The organism is Aeromonas sp. BIGb0445 (assembly GCF_024809075.1).
Classification (GTDB): domain Bacteria; phylum Pseudomonadota; class Gammaproteobacteria; order Enterobacterales; family Aeromonadaceae; genus Aeromonas; species Aeromonas rivuli.
In genome coordinates this window covers 167,232-184,313 of the sequence record NZ_JANUES010000001.1, presented here as the reverse complement: position 1 = coordinate 184,313, position 17,082 = coordinate 167,232, and the positions used below count along the sequence as shown (strand labels likewise).

The window sequence follows — 17,082 nt, the reverse complement described above, 5'->3', positions numbered from 1 at the left end:
CATGAACGCAGTTCAGGGCAGAAAGATAGACAGGCGCTGCCTTGGCGGCACCTCACAGCATCCATCAATAAGGTAACTATCCATGGGTTTTAAATGCGGTATCGTGGGCCTGCCCAATGTAGGTAAATCCACCCTGTTCAATGCGCTGACCAAGGCCGGCATCGAAGCCGCCAACTTCCCGTTCTGCACCATTGAGCCCAACACAGGTGTGGTCCCCATGCCGGATCCCCGTCTCGATGCCCTGGCGGCCATCATCAACCCCCAGCGCGTGGTACCGACCACCATGGAGTTCGTGGACATCGCCGGTCTGGTCGCGGGCGCCTCCAAGGGTGAAGGTCTGGGCAACCAGTTCCTGGCCAACATCCGCGAAACCGAAGCCATCGGTCACGTGGTGCGTTGCTTCGAGGATGAAAACATCATCCACGTCGCCGGCAAGGTCTCCCCGGCCGATGACATCGAGGTGATCAACACCGAGCTGGCCCTGTCGGATCTGGACGCCTGCGAGCGCGCCATCCACCGCCAGTCCAAGCGCGCCAAGGGCGGCGACAAGGATGCCAAGCTGGAAGTGGAGACCCTTGAAAAAATTCGGACCGTGCTGGAAGAGGGTCAGATGATCCGCGGCATGAAGCTGGACAAAGAGGAGCTGGCCGCCGTCAGCCACCTCAACTTCCTGACTCTCAAGCCCACCATGTACATCGCCAACGTGGCGGAAGATGGCTTCGAGAACAACCCCTTCCTCGACAAGGTGCGTGAAATCGCCGCCGCCGAGAATGCGGTTGTGGTCGTGGTCTGCTGCGCCATCGAGTCCGACATTGCCGAACTGGATGACGAAGATCGCGCCGAGTTCATGGCCGATCTGGGTATTGAAGAGCCGGGCCTGAACCGGGTGATCCGCTCAGGTTATGAATTGCTCAACCTGCAGACCTACTTCACCGCCGGCGTGAAAGAGGTGCGAGCCTGGACCATTCCGGTCGGCGCCACAGCCCCGCAAGCGGCAGGCAAGATCCACACCGACTTCGAAAAAGGCTTTATTCGCGCACAAACCATCGCATTTGATGATTTTATCACCTACAAGGGTGAGCAAGGCGCCAAGGAAGCGGGCAAGATGCGCGCAGAAGGGAAAGACTACATCGTCAAAGATGGCGATATCATGAACTTCCTGTTCAACGTCTAACCCCATGACAGGTCAGCATTTGCTGGCCTGTTTTTGCTCATGGTTCAGGCCCTTGCCATCCCTGCCATGAGTTTAAAAAAACCAGATTGTTGGGCTTTTGCACGACAGAGCGCAATATCTGGTCAAACGCACCCAAATTCGGATTTTCTGGCAAAAAAAGGGTTGACGCCCCAAAGCCAGATACGCATAATTCGGGCCGCACAGTGACGAGGTAACGACTCACTGGACGCTAGGTTGGCTATGTAGCTCAGTTGGTTAGAGCATCGCACTCATAATGCGAGGGTCACAGGTTCGAATCCCGTCATAGCCACCATTTATCTTGCAGTTGGGGTATCGCCAAGCGGTAAGGCAGCGGGTTTTGATCTCGCCATTCCTAGGTTCGAATCCTAGTACCCCAGCCATTATTTCAGTCGTTGACATCGTCGATGACAAGCCATGAAAGCAGTGACAATCTGAACACGTCAATGCGGCCGGTGAGTGACTGGCATCAAGGCAAGTGTTAAAGGTTCTTTAGCGGCCAGCTGGCTGATGGGGAATAGCAGTTGGGGTATCGCCAAGCGGTAAGGCAGCGGGTTTTGATCTCGCCATCCCTAGGTTCGAATCCTAGTACCCCAGCCATTTTTACTGTCGTTGGCCTCGCCGATGACGTGCTGTGATAAGCGTGAGAGGTTTTTATCTCGTCAACGCAGCTAGGTTCAGAGCCTGGTATCTCAGCCATTTTTACTTGTATCGACTACGTCGGCACAAGACGGCTATGTAGCTCAGTTGGTTAGAGCATCGCACTCATAATGCGAGGGTCACAGGTTCGAATCCCGTCATAGCCACCATTTTTAGTTGCAGTTGGGGTATCGCCAAGCGGTAAGGCAGCGGGTTTTGATCTCGCCATTCCTAGGTTCGAATCCTAGTACCCCAGCCATTAATTCTGGTTATCGATGTTCACCTGTCGGTAGCAAGCTGAGGAAAGCATTGAGAGATTTTGATCTCGTCAATGTGCCTAGGTTCAAATACTGGTTCCGCAGCCATTTTTAAACGTTCTTTGCCAGTCTCACGACTGTTGAGGAGCGCTGTTGGGGTATCGCCAAGCGGTAAGGCAGCGGGTTTTGATCTCGCCATTCCTAGGTTCGAATCCTAGTACCCCAGCCATTTTTACTGTCATTGGCATCGCCGATGACGTGCTGTGATAAGCGTGAGTGGTTTTTATCTCGTCAACGCACCTAGGTTCAGAGCCTGGTATCCCAGCCATTTTACTTGTACACGACAATGTCGGATACAAGACGGCTATGTAGCTCAGTTGGTTAGAGCATCGCACTCATAATGCGAGGGTCACAGGTTCGAATCCCGTCATAGCCACCATATAGTTTGCGGAAGTGGCGAAATTGGTAGACGCACCAGATTTAGGTTCTGGCGCCCTAGGCGTGAGAGTTCGAGTCTCTCCTTCCGCACCATTACAGCAGTACCAAACAGACCAGCTCAGGCTGGTTTTTTTGTGCCCGCAGGCTAGCATCCCCGCCTCTTCACGCCCTGCTCACATCCCTGATTTCTCCTGCACAGCCACGTCCCTCATGACTGGCTCTGCCTCAGTATGCATGATGCCGCCGATAAAAAGCGGCCCGCAGGCCGCATCTGTCCATCTTCCTGCGTTCATTCCACCCCAGACTGCTCAGAACGGGAAGAACCAGGGGATGGCCACCACGCTCACCCCCATGACCAACAAGGTGAAAGGCACTCCCACGCGCACGAAGTCGATGAAGCGATACTCGCCAGGGCCGAGCACCAGGGTATTGACCGGCGACGAGACCGGCGTCATGAAGGCCGCCGAGGCCGCAATGGCAATGGTCATGGCAAAGGGATAGGGAGAGACCGCCATCTGCTGCGCCGCGCCGATGGTGATGGGAGCCATCAATACCGCGGTGGCGGTGTTGGAGATGAAGAGCCCGGTGAGGGCACAGAGGGCAAACAGGCTGGCCAGCATGACCCTGGGCCCCATGTCGCCGACCAGCTCCATCAGCCCGCCGACAATAAGATCCACGCCCCCTGTCTTCTGCAACGCCAGGGCAAAGGGCAACATGCCGACGATGAGGATCAGAGTCGGCCAATGGATAGACTTGTAGGCACTCTCCAGATCGATACAGCGAAACTGGCCCATCAGCAGGCAGGCTATCAGGGCAGCCACCACATTGGGCACCGGATCTGTCACCATCAGGAGCACCATGACCCCCAGCGAGAACAGCGCATAGGCCGCCTGGCTGCGGGCCGGGGCCATTTCGTCCACCTCGGCGGGCAGCCCCAGCAGCAAAAAATCCCTCTGATGAGCGTGTAGCTGGCGAATGAGACTCCAGTTGCCCGCCAGCAGCAATCTGTCGCCCAGTTGCAAGGGTTCATCGACCAGCCGCCCGGTCAGCGCCTCACTGCCGCGCCGCAGCCCCACCACGCTCAGCCCATACTGACTGCGAAAGGTCGTCTCCCGCAGGCTCTTGCCGAGCAGGCTGGATTCGGGAATGAGGGAGATCTCGGCCAGTCCCACTTCCCGCGCCTGATCCGAGAAATAGTCCCCTCGCAGTATCATGGGCTCGAGCATGGCCTCGCTGCAGAAGGTGCGGATATCCACCTCGGGATCCGCCATGTCGATGAGCAAGACGTCTCGCGCCTGAAACTCCGAGATACCGGACACGCTCACCATGACCCGCCGGAATTTGCGCCAGCGCTCCACCCCGATGACGTTGGCACCGTAACGGGCACGCAGTTGCAGCTCGTCCAGGGTGTGCCCTATCAAGGGAGAGCCCGGCCGGATCGCCAGACGCCGCGCTCGCCCCGTTAGCCGATAGTCACGAATAAGCTCGCGCAATGTGCTGCGCCGCGATCCCTTGTTGCGGCCGGGCGCCGTATCCTTGACCAGGGTACCGCGCACCAGCAGCATATAGCCGATGCCAAGCACCAGGATGATGAGCCCCAGGGGGCTGAAGCTGAAAAAGCCAAATCCCGGGATCCCATGGCGAACCAGCTCACTGTTGACCACCATGTTGGGCGGCGTCGCCACCAGGGTCATCATGCCGCTGATGAGGCCGGCGAAGCCGAGCGGCATCATCAGCCTTCCAGCCGGTATGCCCATGCGATTCGAGACGCTGAGCACCACGGGGATGAAGATAGCCACCACCCCGGTCGAACTCATCACGGCGCCGAGCCCGGCGACCGCCACCATCAGCAGCACCAGCAGCCGGGTCTCGCTGTTGCCCGCCACCTTGACCAGAGCATCCCCCACCTGATAGGCGATGCCGGTGCGCACCAGCCCCTCCCCCACCACGAACAGAGCCGCTATCAGGATCACGCTGGGATCGCTGAAGCCAGCCAGCGCTTCACTGAGGGTCAAGGTGCCGCTGAGCACGAACAGGATCAGCACCAGCAAGGCCGTCACATCCATGCGCACCTTGTTGCTGACGAACAGATAGATGGCACCCAGCAGCAGGCAGAGCACCCAGACCAACTCGGAATTCAACGAACTCTCCTCCCTCTCTATCCCATCTGCCGCGCGCTCATCATCACGACAGCGGACTCCATCAGAGCACAGTCACCCTGGCAGCATCTTGTGACATATCAATAAAGCCCGCCATCCCGATCAGACCTAGTGGGTGCGGCTCGACAGCTCATGGCGTTTGAGGGCAAGCAGGGTGAGCAGCAGTGCGCCGCTGGCAATGGCGGCCATGCCGATATAAGTCGCACTGAAGCCCGGCGCCAGCTCGGCCGGGCTGAGCTTATCCAATCCACCCTCCGAGCGGGTGGACAGGGAGGCATGAAACAGCACCGAGCAGACGGCGACACCGATGGCGCCGCCCAGCTCACGGCCGAAGTTGAACAGCGACATGCCGATGCCGCGATCCTGGGCTGGCAACGCACTTTGCACCACCACGGAGAGCGCAGGCAGGGTCAGTCCCAGCCCCAACCCGGCAAACAGCAGCGCCAGCCTCACCCAGACATCGAAGTGCAATTGCCACAGCGCCACCGCCGCCAGGGCAAAGCCCACCACCACGAACCGCTTGTAATGGCCGGTGCGGGCGATGAACTTGCCACCGACGAAGGCCCCAAGGGTGATGAATACCATGAAAATCACCATGTCCTGACCGCTCTCGCTCGCGCTCATCCCCTTCTGCCACTGCATCTGCAAGGGCAGATAGACCAGCACGGCAAACATCAGCAATTGGGCGATCAGAGAGAGCAGCACCGCGACCAGATAACCGGGCAGTCGCACCAGATGGGCAGGCAGTATGGGATCATGGGCACGCCGTTCGATGAAGATGAGCACTAACAGCGCCGTGCCGAGTGCCGCGGCCAGCCAGAGGCCAGGCAGCGGCGTGTCCGGCGAGAGCAGCAACAGCGACAAGGTGGTCACAGTAATCAGCAGCCCCGCCCCCTTCCAGTCGAAGCGACTGTGGCGACGCACATTGAGATGGCGCAGATTGCGATTGACCAGCCAGAGCGCCAGGGCGCCGAGGGGAAGGTTGATCCAGAAGATCCAGCGCCAGTTCAGTTGTTCGGTAAAGTAGCCACCGAGCAGAGGACCCGCGATGCTGGAGACCGCATAGACGATGGAGATATAGCCCTGATATTTGCCCACCTCCCGCGGCGGTATGCTGTCGGCAATCACGGTGAAGGCGAGTGCGATCAGGCCGCCGCCGCCCAGCCCTTGCAGCACCCGGGCCGCCAGCAGAGTAGGGAGATCCTGGGCTAAACCGCAGGCGAGGGAGCCCGCCAGAAAGAGTGCTATGCCGATGTTGAGCATCCGCAGGCGGCCGAACAGATCGCTCAGCTTGCCATAGACCGGCAGCGCGGCTGTCGCGGCAAGCAAGTAGGCGGTGACCACCCAGGTCAGGGCCGAGCCGGCGTTCAGATCGGCGCCAATCATGGGCAGAGGCGTGGTGACAATGCTCTTCTCCAGTGATCCCAGGGCAATGACCAGGGCAACACTCGAGAACACTGTTTTTGGCGAAATGGACATCAGGGGTCTCGCATAGGGGTAGGCCACGGGGGCTCGGTGTTTCACATGGTGCCATATTATGGCGGCGGCTGCCCCATGGTTCGCGGATCCCCGCCTCACCGCTTTGCGGCCTCGCCATGACCTCCCTTCTGCCGGATGGCACTCAAGCCCTATCCGCCCCCTGCATATTCGAAAGCCGTGCATGAGACTAATCCCAACATGGTCGATGTGCATCATGTTAGGCTGATCCTTTCCCCCGTGCGGAGCCAACCCCTTGTTTGAACAATATGATGCCCTGATCTTCGACATGGACGGCACCCTGGTCGATTCCATGCCCCTGCATCTGGATGCCTGGCAGATCACCTGCGAAGAGTTCCAGCTCTCCTTCGATCGCGCACTGGTGAACAGCTATGGCGGCATCCCTACCCGCAAGATAGTCGCCATGCTGGCCGAGCAGCAGGGAGTGACCATAGACATTGACGCCTTCGTCCGTCGAAAAATCGACCTCTATTTGCAGCACATCGGCGAAGTCACCCTCTTTCCGGCCATGGCGGAGTTGGTCAGGGCACAATATGGCAAGATCCCCATGGGCATAGGCACGGGGGCGCCTCGGGATCAGGCGCAGCAGATACTGCGCAATACCGGACTGGATGCCCTTATCCCTGTCCTCATCAGCGCCGATGATGTGCAAAACCATAAACCCAACCCCGACACCTTTCTCAAGGTGGCCGAGCTGCTGGGGGTCGCCCCCCATCGCTGCCTGGTATTTGAAGATACCGAAATAGGCATTCAGGCTGGCAAGGCGGCGGGCATGGCAACCATATTGGCGACAGAGGGCGTGCTTGAATGGGTCTGAGAGACCGGCCCGTTTCACTGGCTTGCTGCCATAACATAGCGGGCGTGCTTGAATGGGTCTGAGAGACCGGCCCGTTTCACTGGCTTGCTGCCATAACATAGCGGGGCGCGCAGCAATGCCATCGGGCATCGCACATTGCCCTTTTAATTCGAACACCATAAAATGAATCATTGATTTATTTTATGGTGTGGGGATGATTCAACCAAATATCAACCCTACAACCCAGAATGCAAAAATAACAAAACAACCACACCCTGATAACATTAATGGCGTTGTAGAATAATGAAAAGAGTAAAGATACATGTGGTTTGCCGTAAGAATGCCATGGATAAATACGGTAAAAACGTCCAATCTCTGCTCAACGCCCGCATCCACCCCGATGAGATCCCTCAAACCCTTTGTATGAGTGGGTGTACCGTCTGGACATTTCAAACACTTATCAATTTAAACCACTATTATGGTGATGACATAGAGTGCAGCTTTGGCACAGAATGTCTGCCAGGCAGAATTAATTTACTTCATTATGATGATTTCAGTCCGAGAGTAAAACCATGGCGTGGGCTGACTGTTGTCTGCCGAGCAGACAGGCCATATTTTTTTGGGGCCGACTATGTCGTCGAGCAAATAAAGTCAGCGGAGAAGAATGGCGGCATATTTATCTCACACTGGCCACAACCTGGCCTCAAACCCAGAGATAAAGCGCGTTGTTCCATCACGACTATTGGTTATTTTGGTCGCATGGACAGCTTCCCTCCCGAATTGGCAAGCGATGCATTCAAAGAAAAATTAGCGGCGCATGGTCTTTCATTAAAAGTAGAATTGAATGACTGGACTGACTATCAGAATGTAGACATTGTGCTCTGTTTTCGAAAATACCATGACCATCGATTATCACGCAAACCAGCGAGCAAGCTCATCAATACCTGGTTGGCTGGCTGTGTATTGATTTGTGATGACGAGCCTGCGATCAGGGCAATAAAGAATAGCCCATTGGATTACCTTGTTGCACATAGCCAAGATGACATTATAGAGACGGCCATGATGCTTAAGAACAATCCGTTTCTATATCAGGACATGGTAGAGCATGGCAAGCAACGAGTGAGGGAATACGCCAGAGAGACGGTCGCAAAAAACTGGATGGTACTGTTTGAACATATCTGGGAAGAAGGATTAAATCGGCGCAGTACCACCATGAGGGCGTTGGCATTCTTCCTCTGGAAATTAACCAAACCTTTCATGAAATAAACCTTGGCTCATGATGTATTCACCCTAAACGGCAATGCCTTGCCAATAATCCCAGCCAATACCCATCACTGCCCGATATAAATGGCAAACGCCTCCCAACCGGAGGCGTTTCAATACGAATGACCGAAAGCTGTCCTCAATCTCCCCCACAGCTACATGCTATTGGTGGATTCGAAGATCTTGTCGGCAGAGGCCTCGACGAAGCCCGGGTAGAGGGTGCCGTCGACCCGCGGGTAGCGCAGGGCAAACTCGTAGAAGCAGCTCGGGATCTGTTGAACCCCGTCGCTGAAAGGCACGCAAGCCTTGTCCGCCATGGTGGAAGATTGCTCCAGCATCACCTGGGGATCCCCCTTCACCTCGCCCCCGGCAGTATTGAGCACAAACCCCGCCGCTTTCAGCGTCTCGTTGACCGCCTCTATGGTGTCAAACTCGGCCAGACGATTGATGCTGACGGTGAAGTGGTTGGCGCGATAGCCCCATGCCGCCATCCAGGCCGCATACTCGCTCTCGGCAAGCAGGGTCTGGTAGTCGGCCCCCGAGACCTGCCAGGGAGCCCCCGCATGGAGGAAGGCGCTGGTGTCGGTCAGATGGGTTGGCACCTGGGCAACCAGCTTGTGAATGATGGCCTGAGCGCCCTCGGAGAGCTCCTCCACCTTCAGCTCGCTGATAAACACCTTGGGAGCATCCGGATCCGCATGCTCGAAGTGCTTGGCATAGAGTTTCTTGGCCTTGAACACATACTCATCCCTCTCCTCATAACCCAGCGCCCGAAAATGAGCGGCCAAGGTCTCGAGGCCGACCTGGGGCAGGTTGAAGGTGCGAAACGCCACATGGTCGTTGACGATGGGGGCACCACCGCCCAGTAACTGGTGGACCTTGAGGGCACTCGGGGTGACTTGAATGTAGTTATCCCACAGATGACCGAACAGGGTTTCGATATCCTTTTGCATCTCTCTTTCCTTTGCTTGCGGGGTCAGACAAGGGCAGCCTGAGCTGCCCTTTTATGGTTGGGTTGTCAGAACGTCAGGCCGGGCGACAGCTGCTCCGGCATGGCAGCCTTGCTGTCTTCCACCGAGGCGACTGGGCAATGGGTACAGTAGTCGGCCAGCTCCTGCCTGCTCATTTCTGCCTCTTTCCTAGAACGTCAGGCCGGGCGACAGCTGCTCCGGCATGGCTGCCTTGCTGTCTTCCACCGAGGCAACCGGATAAGCACAGTAGTCGGCGGCGTAGTAGGCACTCGCTCTGTGATTGCCGGAGGCACCGATGCCGCCGAACGGCGCGGCACTGGAGGCACCGGTGATGGGCTTGTTCCAGTTGACGATACCGGCACGAATGCGTTTGAAGAAGTGGTTCCAGTCCGCTTCGTTGTCCCCGAGCAGACCGGCCGAGAGCCCGAAGCTGGTGGCATTGCCCAGATCGATGGCGGCATCGAAATCCTGGTAACGAGTCACCTGCAGCAGGGGGCCGAAGTACTCCTCATCCGGCAATCCTTGTGCGGCGGTGATGTCGATGATGCCAGGGGAGACAAAACCGGTGCCTGGCTCCAGATGCTTGAGCACGAGCAGGCTCTTGCCACCCAGGGATTGCAACTTGGCCTGGGCCTCGACCATGCCCAGCGCCGCGCGTTCGCTGATCATCGCCCCCATGAAGGGTTGATCCGCATCATCGTAATGACCCACCTTTATCTTGCCGACCACCTCGATGAGGCGTGCCAGCAATGCATCTCCGGCTGGTCCCTGTTCCACGAACAGGCGGCGGGAGCAGGTGCAGCGCTGGCCCGAGGTGATGAAGGCAGACTGGACGATGGCGTGCACGGCGCCGTCCACATCGCTCACGTCCTTGACGATGAGCGGGTTGTTTCCCCCCATCTCCAGCGCCAGGATCTTGCCCGGTTGACCGGCAAATTGCTGATGCAGGAAGTGACCGGTACGGGACGAGCCGGTGAAGAAGAGACCATCGATGTCCCCATGACTCGCCAGGGCCTTGCCGGTATCGACCTCTCCTTGCACCAGATTGATGACACCGGCAGGCAGACCCGCCTCCTGCCAGATCTTGAGCATGGCCTCGGCCACCATGGGGGTCAGCTCCGAGGGTTTGAATACCACGGTATTGCCGGCGATGAGTGCAGGCACTATGTGGCCGTTGGGCAGATGACCCGGGAAGTTATAGGGGCCGAACACCGCAACCACACCATGGGGTTTGTGGCGCACGAATGCCTTGGCACCAGGCATGGGATTTTCGACCGTGCCGGTACGCTCCTCATGGGCGCGGATGGAGATGGCAATCTTTCCCTGCATGGCGGCGACCTCGGTACGGGTCTCCCACAGCGGCTTGCCGGTTTCCCGGGCTATGGTGAGCGCCAGCGCTTCCTTGTGCTCGCCGAGCAATTCCCCATAACGGCTGATGATGGCACTGCGCGCCGTCAAGGAGAGATCCGCCCAGTGATAGAAGGCGGAGCGCGCAGCCTTGACGGCGGCATCGACCTGAGCGGCACTAGCCGCTTGCCCACCCCAGATCACCTGGTTCTTGGCCGGATCTGTCGACTCGAACGCCTTGCCCTCGCCCGCCAGCCAGTTGCCATTGATCAGCTGTACTAATTCGCTCATTGCTCATATTCCTTGTTGCTTGGCTCTCGCCTGCCTGGCCGCCCAATGCGGGCCGCCAGCTCATCATGTTCAAGGGGACAATGGATCGCACTGTCCCCATGTTGTCAGTCCAGATCCACGACCCTGACCTGATCGCCATTCTCCACCTTGAGGGCCGCGGCCATCTTGGGGGGCACTATGGCCTCCTGCTTGTCCAGATCGACCCGGATATTGCCAAGGCAGGCACGGTATTGTTCGAAGCGGGTGTTGCACAGCAGATAGGTGTGGCCGCCCAGGGGCTCGCCCACCACCACGGTCAGCCGCTTGCTGCGGCGGATGCTGCGAATGTTGTTCACGTCGCACTCGACCGTGGGACCGGCATCGAAGATGTCGACATAGCCGCGATTCACGAAACCTTCATCCTGCAGCATCTTGATGGCAGGCCGGGTCTTGTCGTGGGTTTTGCCGATCACGGCCCGCGCCTCATTGCTGAGCAGATTGACGTAGATGGGGTACTTGGGCATCAGCTCGGCGATGAAGCGCTTCTTACCAATCCCGGTGAGATAGTCGACGGTGGGGAAATCCATCGAGAAGAAGTGCTTTTGCAGCCACTCATAGAAGGGGCTATGACCCTTTTCGTCGGAGACACCGCGCATCTCGGCGAACACGGTTTTATCAAACAGCTCGGGGTGCTCGGCCATGAACAGGAAACGGTGCTTGGAGAGCAGCCGACCATTGAGTCCCTCGCGAGCGCATTCGCGCAAGAACAGGGTGCACAGCTCAGAGTTACCTGTGTAGTCATTGGACAGGGTCAGCGTCTCGACCACGTTATAGATGCCGAGCTTGGGGGATGAGTGCACCACCTTGCCGATATGGTAGTTATAAAACGGCTGGGACAGCCCCACGGCCGCATCGATGGCGCAGGTGCCGACCATGTCCCCGGTGTCCAGATCCTCGGCCACGAAGAAATAGAGGCAGTCGCCCTTTCCCGCGGGTTTGTCCGAAAAAGTCTGGGTGGAGGCGTCGATTTTGCGCTGTAGCAGCTCATCGTTGACCGGCAAGGAGGTCATGCCAGTACCGGATTCGATGGCGCAGGTCTTGAGACCGGCAAAATCTTTCTGTTCGATAGGACGGATTAACAACATAGATGACAACTCCCTTTCATTGACGACAGGTGGGGTCCCGGCTCCTGCCGGGAGGGCTCCCCACCTCAATTCGGGATCAGGCGTTAACGACCTGAGCCACGGCCAGCTCGAAGCGAGCCAGGCCTTCCTGGATGTCCGCTTCCGGGATCACCAGGGAGGGGGCAAAACGCACTACGTTGGTGCCGGCCACCAGGGCCATCAGCCCCTGATCGATGGAGGCCAGCAAGAAGTCACGGGAGCGGCCCTTGAAGTCATCGTTCAATACGGCGCCGAGCAGCAAGCCCTGGCCGCGCACTTCACTGAAGCAGTGATACTTGGCGTTGATGGCTTCGATACCGGCGCGGAACAGGGCTTCGCGCTGCTTGACCCCTGCCAGCACTGCTGGCGTATTGACCACATCGATCACCGCCTCGGCCACGGCGCACGCCAGCGGGTTGCCGCCGTAAGTCGAACCGTGAGTACCCACTTTCAGGTGAGCGGCTATCTCTGTGGTGGTCAGCATGGCGCCGATGGGGAAACCGCCGCCGAGCGCCTTGGCGCTGGTGAGGATGTCCGGCGTGACCCCGAGACCCATGTAGGCAAACAGCTCGCCGGTGCGACCGACGCCAGATTGCACCTCGTCATAGACCAGCAAGGCATTGTGCTTGTCACACAGCTCGCGCACACCCTTGGCAAATTCGTCGGTGGGACGAATGATGCCGCCTTCCCCTTGCAGCGGCTCCATCACCACGGCGCAGGTATTGTCGGAGATGACGGCGGCCAGCTCGGCCAGGTTGTTGTAGGTCACGTGAGTGATGTCGGCAGGCTTGGGGCCGAAACCGTCAGAATAAGCGGCTTGACCACCGACGCTCACGGTGAAGAAGGTGCGACCGTGGAAACCCTGGTGGAAGGCGATGATCTGGGTCTTGTGGGCCCCGAACTTGTCGATGGCATAACGACGGGCCAGCTTGAGGGCCGCTTCGTTCGCTTCGGCGCCGGAGTTGCAGAAATAGACCTTGTCGGCGAAGGTGGCGGCGACCAGCTTCTTGGCCAGACGCAGGGCCGGCTCATTGGTCATGACGTTGGAGAGATGCCACAGCTTCTCACCCTGAGTCTTCAGGGCTTCCACCAGCTTGGGATGACAATGGCCCAGGCCATTGACCGCAATACCGCCGGCGAAATCCACATACTCACGTCCAGCCTGATCCCAGACACGTGATCCTTCACCACGCACCGGGATGACATTGGCGGGCGCATAGTTGGGAACCATCACTTCATCGAACACTTCACGTGTCACTGCCAACAACTCTGACATACTTGCTCTCCTTCCAGATGGCGACAGAATAATCCACCGCCTAAAAGTTAAATCCGTGTAAACGTGACGGTATTGTCACAGAAAAAAAGTAAAAAGTCTGTAACTTGACGGCCTACAAGGAACAATCTTCGATTGCCCGTGAGATTTTAGGCAGCCCCATTGCATAACGGCTCAGAGGCTGTTGGCAAGAGATAATTTCGACTGGTGCGGGGGTGAATAAACCGTCAGAGAAAAAAATTTCGCCCATCCCATGGAAATGGGATTTTCATCACGTTTTTGAGCCGGAGCAGGGCGAAATCCCCCTGGATCCCGGGGTGGGAAAGGTGAATCAGTCTAGTCGAACGAAACCCTGCTTTACCGCTGAGACAGGCTTTTATGCTGCCGATCGGCGCCGCGCTGCCATGGATGGGAACCGAGGCCGTTCATCAGCAGATGATGCGGGTAAAGAGGAAAAAGCAGTGAAAAATTGGGCAGGGATGGCTCAGCGCCGAGCCAGAAAATTGGCAAGCAGCTCATGACCTTGCTCACTCAGGACGCTCTCCGGGTGAAACTGCACCCCCTCCACCGCCAGTGTCTTGTGGCGCAGCCCCATGATCTCATCGACGCTGCCATCCTCGTGCTCGCTCCAGGCGGTCACCGCCAGGCAGTCCGGCAGGGTCTGCGCCTTGACCACGAGTGAGTGGTAGCGGGTCACACGCAGCGGATTGTTGAGCCCCTCAAACACCCCCTCCCCCTGATGGCGGATGAGAGACGTCTTGCCATGCATCACCCGCCTGGCCCGCACCACCTCGGCGCCAAACACCTGAGCCAGGGATTGATGGCCGAGACAGACTCCGAGAATAGGCAATCGACCGGCGAAATGTGCGATGGCGGCCAGGGAGATACCCGCCTCATTGGGGGTACAGGGACCAGGGGAGATCACCAGGCGATCGGGGGCCATGGCTTCAATGTCCGCCAGGGTCAATTCATCGTTGCGTTTGACCACCACCTTCTCCCCCAGCGCACCGAAGTACTGCACCAGGTTCCAGGTAAAGGAGTCGTAGTTATCGATGAGTAGCAGCATGCAAACACCCAGGATTGAGATCGAGGCTAGGGTAACTCGCCTGCTCGTTGGCTGGCGAGTCGCGCATTCTGGCACGTCTGCCCCGGTTAATAAACGCCTGCCACCGGATACCCGTGGCTGGGGCCACCCTCGCCCATCAATGCCATCTTCGGCTCGCGCCAGACAATACGGACACCCCCCATTGAAGAAAACCCACTCAGCCTCCTTCATATCATCTGCGCTATGCCCCTCCTCCCAGCCCCCCTCACACTGTCGCCCCTGCTAAGAGGGCTCTCGATACAACACCGCGATCCCGATCGCGCCGCCACCCTCGCTCACCGCGTTAAAATAAAACTTTAAATGTGAATCACAAAAAACAAAACAAAGTTTCATTTTAGTTTGATCGCGGTTTTTCATTTTGCTATCGTGCCTTCAACGACAGGATTTCCCGACACATTGTCATTGATGCCGCGTGCGGCCCGGAATTGAGGTTCATTATGCAAACTCGTCAAAGCATCCACAGCGATCATGCCAAGCAACTGGACACCCAGGGTCTGCGCCGTGAGTTTCTGGTCGAAGAGATCTTCACCCCGAACACCTTGACCATGACCTACAGCCACATCGACCGCATCGTGTTTGGTGGCATCATGCCGGTGGATGCTCCCCTGACCTTCTCCGATGAACTCGGCAAGGGATTTGGGGTCAGCTATTTCCTCGAGCGGCGCGAGCTCGGCCTCATCAATATCGGTGGCCCGGGGGTGGTGGTGGTGGATGGCACTACCTATGAAGTGGACAAGGCCGAGGCCCTCTACGTCGGCCAGGGAGCCCGCACCCTGAGCTTTGCCAGCGTCGATGCCTCGCAGCCTGCCAAGTTCTACTACAACAGCGCTCCCGCCCACACCTGCTACCCGACCCGCAAGGTCACCCAAGCCCAGGCCTCGCCGGCAACCCTGGGGGATGCCGCCACCAGCAACCGCCGCACCATCTACAAGTACCTGGTACCGGACGTGCTGCCGACCTGCCAATTGGTGATGGGCATGACCCAGCTGGAAGAGGGCAGCCTGTGGAACACCATGCCCTGCCACACCCACGAGCGCCGCATGGAGGTCTACTTCTACTTCAACATGAAGGAGGACGCCGCCGTGTTCCACATGATGGGCAAACCGGACGAGACCCGTCACCTGCTGGTGCACAACGAGCAGGCCGTCATCTCCCCGAGCTGGTCCATCCACTCCGGCGTCGGCACCCAGGCCTACACCTTCATCTGGGGCATGGTGGGCGAGAACCAGGTGTTCGGTGACATGGACCATGTCGCTGTTCAGGATCTGCGCTAACCGGCTTCCCCATCCCGAGCCGCCATGGCGGCTCCTGCCCGACACTTCACCCCACATTGGCCCACGGCTTAGAGGTAACAATATGATTCTTAATGCATTCGATCTGAAAGGTAAGGTCGCCATCGTCACCGGTTGCGATACCGGTCTGGGTCAGGGCATGGCACTGGGGCTCGCCGAGGCGGGCTGCGACATCGTCGGCATCAATATCGTCGAGCCGACCGAAACGATCGCCAAAATCGAAGCCATTGGCCGCCGCTTCCTGAGCCTGAAGGCGGACGTCAGCAAGGTAGACACCCTGCCAGCCCTGGTCGATCAGGCGGTCTCCCACTTCGGCCGCGTCGATGTGCTGGTGAACAACGCCGGCATCATCCGCCGGGAAGACGCCATCAACTTCAGCGAGAAGGACTGGGACGATGTGATGAACATCAACATCAAGAGCGTGTTCTTCATGTCCCAGGCGGTGGCCAGGCAGTTCATGACCCAGGGCCAGGGCGGCAAGATCGTCAACATCGCCTCCATGCTCTCCTACCAGGGGGGTATCCGCGTGCCCTCCTACACCGCCTCCAAGAGCGCCGTCATGGGCATCACCCGCCTGCTGGCCAACGAATGGGCCAGCAAGGGGATCAACGTCAACGCCATTGCCCCCGGCTACATGGCGACCAACAACACCACTGCCCTGCGCGCCGATGAGGATCGCAACGCCGCCATTCTGGAGCGGATCCCGGCCGGACGCTGGGGCGTGCCGGACGACATGATGGGCCCCGTGGTCTTCCTGGCCTCCCCCGCCTCCGACTACATCAACGGCTACACCATCGCCGTCGATGGTGGCTGGCTGGCTCGTTAATTCAGTTCACTATGACCAGGCGCCGCGAGGCGCCTTTTGCCGTTGTCTCCTGACAGGAAGGCCCTATGTTGCTCGACAGTCTCTGGTTTGCCCAATCAATCGGCCTGTTGGCCTGCCTCGTGGGTGCCACGGCGTTCATGCAGCGCCAGGATAGCAAGCTCAGAGTCCAGCTCACCCTCAATGGCACCCTGATGGGGCTGCATTTTTTGCTGCTGGGTTCCTCGGTTGCCGCCATCAACTGCCTGCTCTGTGCCGTGCGCAACGGGGTCTCCGGTTACTATCGCGGCCTCGGTGTGATGCTGCTGTTTCTCACCCTGGCCTGGTTGCTGGTCATCCCCCGGATCGAGCACCCGGTCCAGATACTGACCCTGCTCGGCACCACCCTCAGCACCTTCGCCTTGTTTCGCCTCAACGGCATTGCCCTGCGACTGTGCATGCTGAGCAGCACCCTCTGCTGGCTGACCCACAATATTTGGGCGGGATCCCTCGGTGGCATACTGCAGGAGAGCATCTTTTTCGTCATCAATGGCTACACCATCCTCAAGCTCTACCAGGCCGCCCCGCAGGACATCGAGGGGTGAACCACCCTGCCTG

At 58.3% G+C, this 17,082-nt stretch carries 13 protein-coding genes and 8 tRNA genes; 14 read left to right on the top strand and 7 right to left on the bottom strand.

Translation table 11 applies throughout. The annotated features are described in order from the left end of the window. Positions 1-82: 82 nt before the first annotated feature. The 9 genes from ychF to M2367_RS00805 all read left to right on the top strand — a co-directional run bounded on the left by ychF (position 83) and on the right by M2367_RS00805 (position 2,619). Positions 83-1,174 carry a redox-regulated ATPase YchF gene (gene ychF / locus M2367_RS00845; RefSeq protein ID WP_042040836.1) on the top strand — a complete coding sequence of 364 codons (1,092 nt, stop codon included), beginning with the start codon at positions 83-85 and terminating at the stop codon, positions 1,172-1,174. A gap of 236 nt (positions 1,175-1,410) precedes the next feature. Further along, positions 1,411-1,487: transfer RNA gene (locus M2367_RS00840), tRNA-Met, on the top strand. Positions 1,488-1,500: 13 nt separating this feature from the next. Then, positions 1,501-1,575: transfer RNA gene (locus tag M2367_RS00835), tRNA-Gln, on the top strand. 142 nt (positions 1,576-1,717) lie between these two features. Further along, positions 1,718-1,792, top strand: a tRNA-Gln gene (locus tag M2367_RS00830). A gap of 132 nt (positions 1,793-1,924) precedes the next feature. Further along, a tRNA-Met gene (locus tag M2367_RS00825) sits at positions 1,925-2,001 on the top strand. 14 nt (positions 2,002-2,015) lie between these two features. Continuing rightward, a tRNA-Gln gene (locus M2367_RS00820) sits at positions 2,016-2,090 on the top strand. A gap of 152 nt (positions 2,091-2,242) precedes the next feature. Then, a tRNA-Gln gene (locus M2367_RS00815) sits at positions 2,243-2,317 on the top strand. Positions 2,318-2,450: 133 nt separating this feature from the next. Then, positions 2,451-2,527, top strand: a tRNA-Met gene (locus M2367_RS00810). Between the two features lie 8 nt (positions 2,528-2,535). Continuing rightward, positions 2,536-2,619: transfer RNA gene (locus tag M2367_RS00805), tRNA-Leu, on the top strand. Positions 2,620-2,834: 215 nt separating this feature from the next. Here the strand turns inward: M2367_RS00805 and M2367_RS00800 are convergent. Together M2367_RS00800 and M2367_RS00795 are read right to left on the bottom strand one after the other, a co-directional pair. Continuing rightward, on the bottom strand, positions 2,835-4,667 hold the full coding sequence (locus M2367_RS00800; RefSeq protein ID WP_259235516.1) for an SLC13 family permease: 1,833 nt from the start codon (positions 4,665-4,667) through the stop codon (positions 2,835-2,837). Between the two features lie 126 nt (positions 4,668-4,793). Beyond that, on the bottom strand, positions 4,794-6,164 hold the full coding sequence (locus tag M2367_RS00795) for an MDR family MFS transporter (protein ID WP_259235515.1): 1,371 nt from the start codon (positions 6,162-6,164) through the stop codon (positions 4,794-4,796). Positions 6,165-6,417: 253 nt separating this feature from the next. On the opposite strand from M2367_RS00795, the gene M2367_RS00790 reads away from it, so the two are divergent. Further along, positions 6,418-6,999, top strand: coding sequence for an HAD family phosphatase (locus M2367_RS00790; RefSeq protein WP_259235514.1), 582 nt, complete (start codon positions 6,418-6,420; stop codon positions 6,997-6,999). 282 nt (positions 7,000-7,281) lie between these two features. Next, the gene (locus M2367_RS00785; RefSeq protein ID WP_259235513.1) at positions 7,282-8,244 is read left to right on the top strand and encodes a glycosyltransferase; all 963 of its coding nucleotides are present in this window, start codon (positions 7,282-7,284) and stop codon (positions 8,242-8,244) included. 152 nt (positions 8,245-8,396) lie between these two features. On the opposite strand, the gene M2367_RS00780 is transcribed toward M2367_RS00785, so the two are convergent. The 5 genes from M2367_RS00780 to M2367_RS00760 form a co-directional block, all read right to left on the bottom strand. Continuing rightward, positions 8,397-9,194 (bottom strand): DUF1338 domain-containing protein, encoded by a 798-nt coding sequence (locus tag M2367_RS00780; protein WP_259235512.1) that lies wholly within the window; start codon positions 9,192-9,194, stop codon positions 8,397-8,399. Between the two features lie 186 nt (positions 9,195-9,380). Next, positions 9,381-10,850: a succinylglutamate-semialdehyde dehydrogenase gene (gene astD, locus M2367_RS00775; RefSeq protein WP_224431087.1), complete on the bottom strand. Its 1,470-nt coding sequence runs from the start codon at positions 10,848-10,850 to the stop codon at positions 9,381-9,383. Between the two features lie 104 nt (positions 10,851-10,954). Continuing rightward, on the bottom strand, positions 10,955-11,974 hold the full coding sequence (gene astA, locus M2367_RS00770) for an arginine N-succinyltransferase (RefSeq protein ID WP_005899872.1): 1,020 nt from the start codon (positions 11,972-11,974) through the stop codon (positions 10,955-10,957). A gap of 76 nt (positions 11,975-12,050) precedes the next feature. Continuing rightward, a complete protein-coding gene (locus tag M2367_RS00765) occupies positions 12,051-13,268 on the bottom strand; it encodes an aspartate aminotransferase family protein (protein ID WP_042040841.1) in 1,218 nt (405 codons plus the stop codon). Between the two features lie 481 nt (positions 13,269-13,749). Continuing rightward, entirely contained in the window at positions 13,750-14,331 is a 582-nt protein-coding gene (locus M2367_RS00760) for an aminodeoxychorismate synthase component II (protein WP_259235511.1), read from the bottom strand. Positions 14,332-14,807: 476 nt separating this feature from the next. On the opposite strand from M2367_RS00760, the gene kduI reads away from it, so the two are divergent. The 3 genes from kduI to M2367_RS00745 all read left to right on the top strand — a co-directional run bounded on the left by kduI (position 14,808) and on the right by M2367_RS00745 (position 17,069). Next, a complete protein-coding gene (gene kduI / locus M2367_RS00755) occupies positions 14,808-15,644 on the top strand; it encodes a 5-dehydro-4-deoxy-D-glucuronate isomerase (protein ID WP_042040843.1) in 837 nt (278 codons plus the stop codon). An 82-nt stretch (positions 15,645-15,726) separates the two neighbouring features. Then, a complete protein-coding gene (kduD, locus tag M2367_RS00750; RefSeq protein ID WP_259235510.1) occupies positions 15,727-16,488 on the top strand; it encodes a 2-dehydro-3-deoxy-D-gluconate 5-dehydrogenase KduD in 762 nt (253 codons plus the stop codon). A 65-nt stretch (positions 16,489-16,553) separates the two neighbouring features. Beyond that, positions 16,554-17,069 carry a YgjV family protein gene (locus tag M2367_RS00745; protein WP_259235509.1) on the top strand — a complete coding sequence of 172 codons (516 nt, stop codon included), beginning with the start codon at positions 16,554-16,556 and terminating at the stop codon, positions 17,067-17,069. Positions 17,070-17,082: the final 13 nt, after the last annotated feature.

Coding starts and splice junctions, on each gene's coding strand:
- kduI (WP_042040843.1), top strand. CDS start 14,808: ATGCAAACTCGTCAAAGCATCCACAGCGATCATGCCAAGCAACTGGAC.
- M2367_RS00795 (WP_259235515.1), bottom strand. CDS start 6,164: ATGTCCATTTCGCCAAAAACAGTGTTCTCGAGTGTTGCCCTGGTCATT.
- M2367_RS00785 (WP_259235513.1), top strand. CDS start 7,282: ATGAAAAGAGTAAAGATACATGTGGTTTGCCGTAAGAATGCCATGGAT.
- M2367_RS00760 (WP_259235511.1), bottom strand. CDS start 14,331: ATGCTGCTACTCATCGATAACTACGACTCCTTTACCTGGAACCTGGTG.
- M2367_RS00765 (WP_042040841.1), bottom strand. CDS start 13,268: ATGTCAGAGTTGTTGGCAGTGACACGTGAAGTGTTCGATGAAGTGATG.
- M2367_RS00745 (WP_259235509.1), top strand. CDS start 16,554: ATGTTGCTCGACAGTCTCTGGTTTGCCCAATCAATCGGCCTGTTGGCC.
- astD (WP_224431087.1), bottom strand. CDS start 10,850: ATGAGCGAATTAGTACAGCTGATCAATGGCAACTGGCTGGCGGGCGAG.
- astA (WP_005899872.1), bottom strand. CDS start 11,974: ATGTTGTTAATCCGTCCTATCGAACAGAAAGATTTTGCCGGTCTCAAG.
- M2367_RS00780 (WP_259235512.1), bottom strand. CDS start 9,194: ATGCAAAAGGATATCGAAACCCTGTTCGGTCATCTGTGGGATAACTAC.
- kduD (WP_259235510.1), top strand. CDS start 15,727: ATGATTCTTAATGCATTCGATCTGAAAGGTAAGGTCGCCATCGTCACC.
- ychF (WP_042040836.1), top strand. CDS start 83: ATGGGTTTTAAATGCGGTATCGTGGGCCTGCCCAATGTAGGTAAATCC.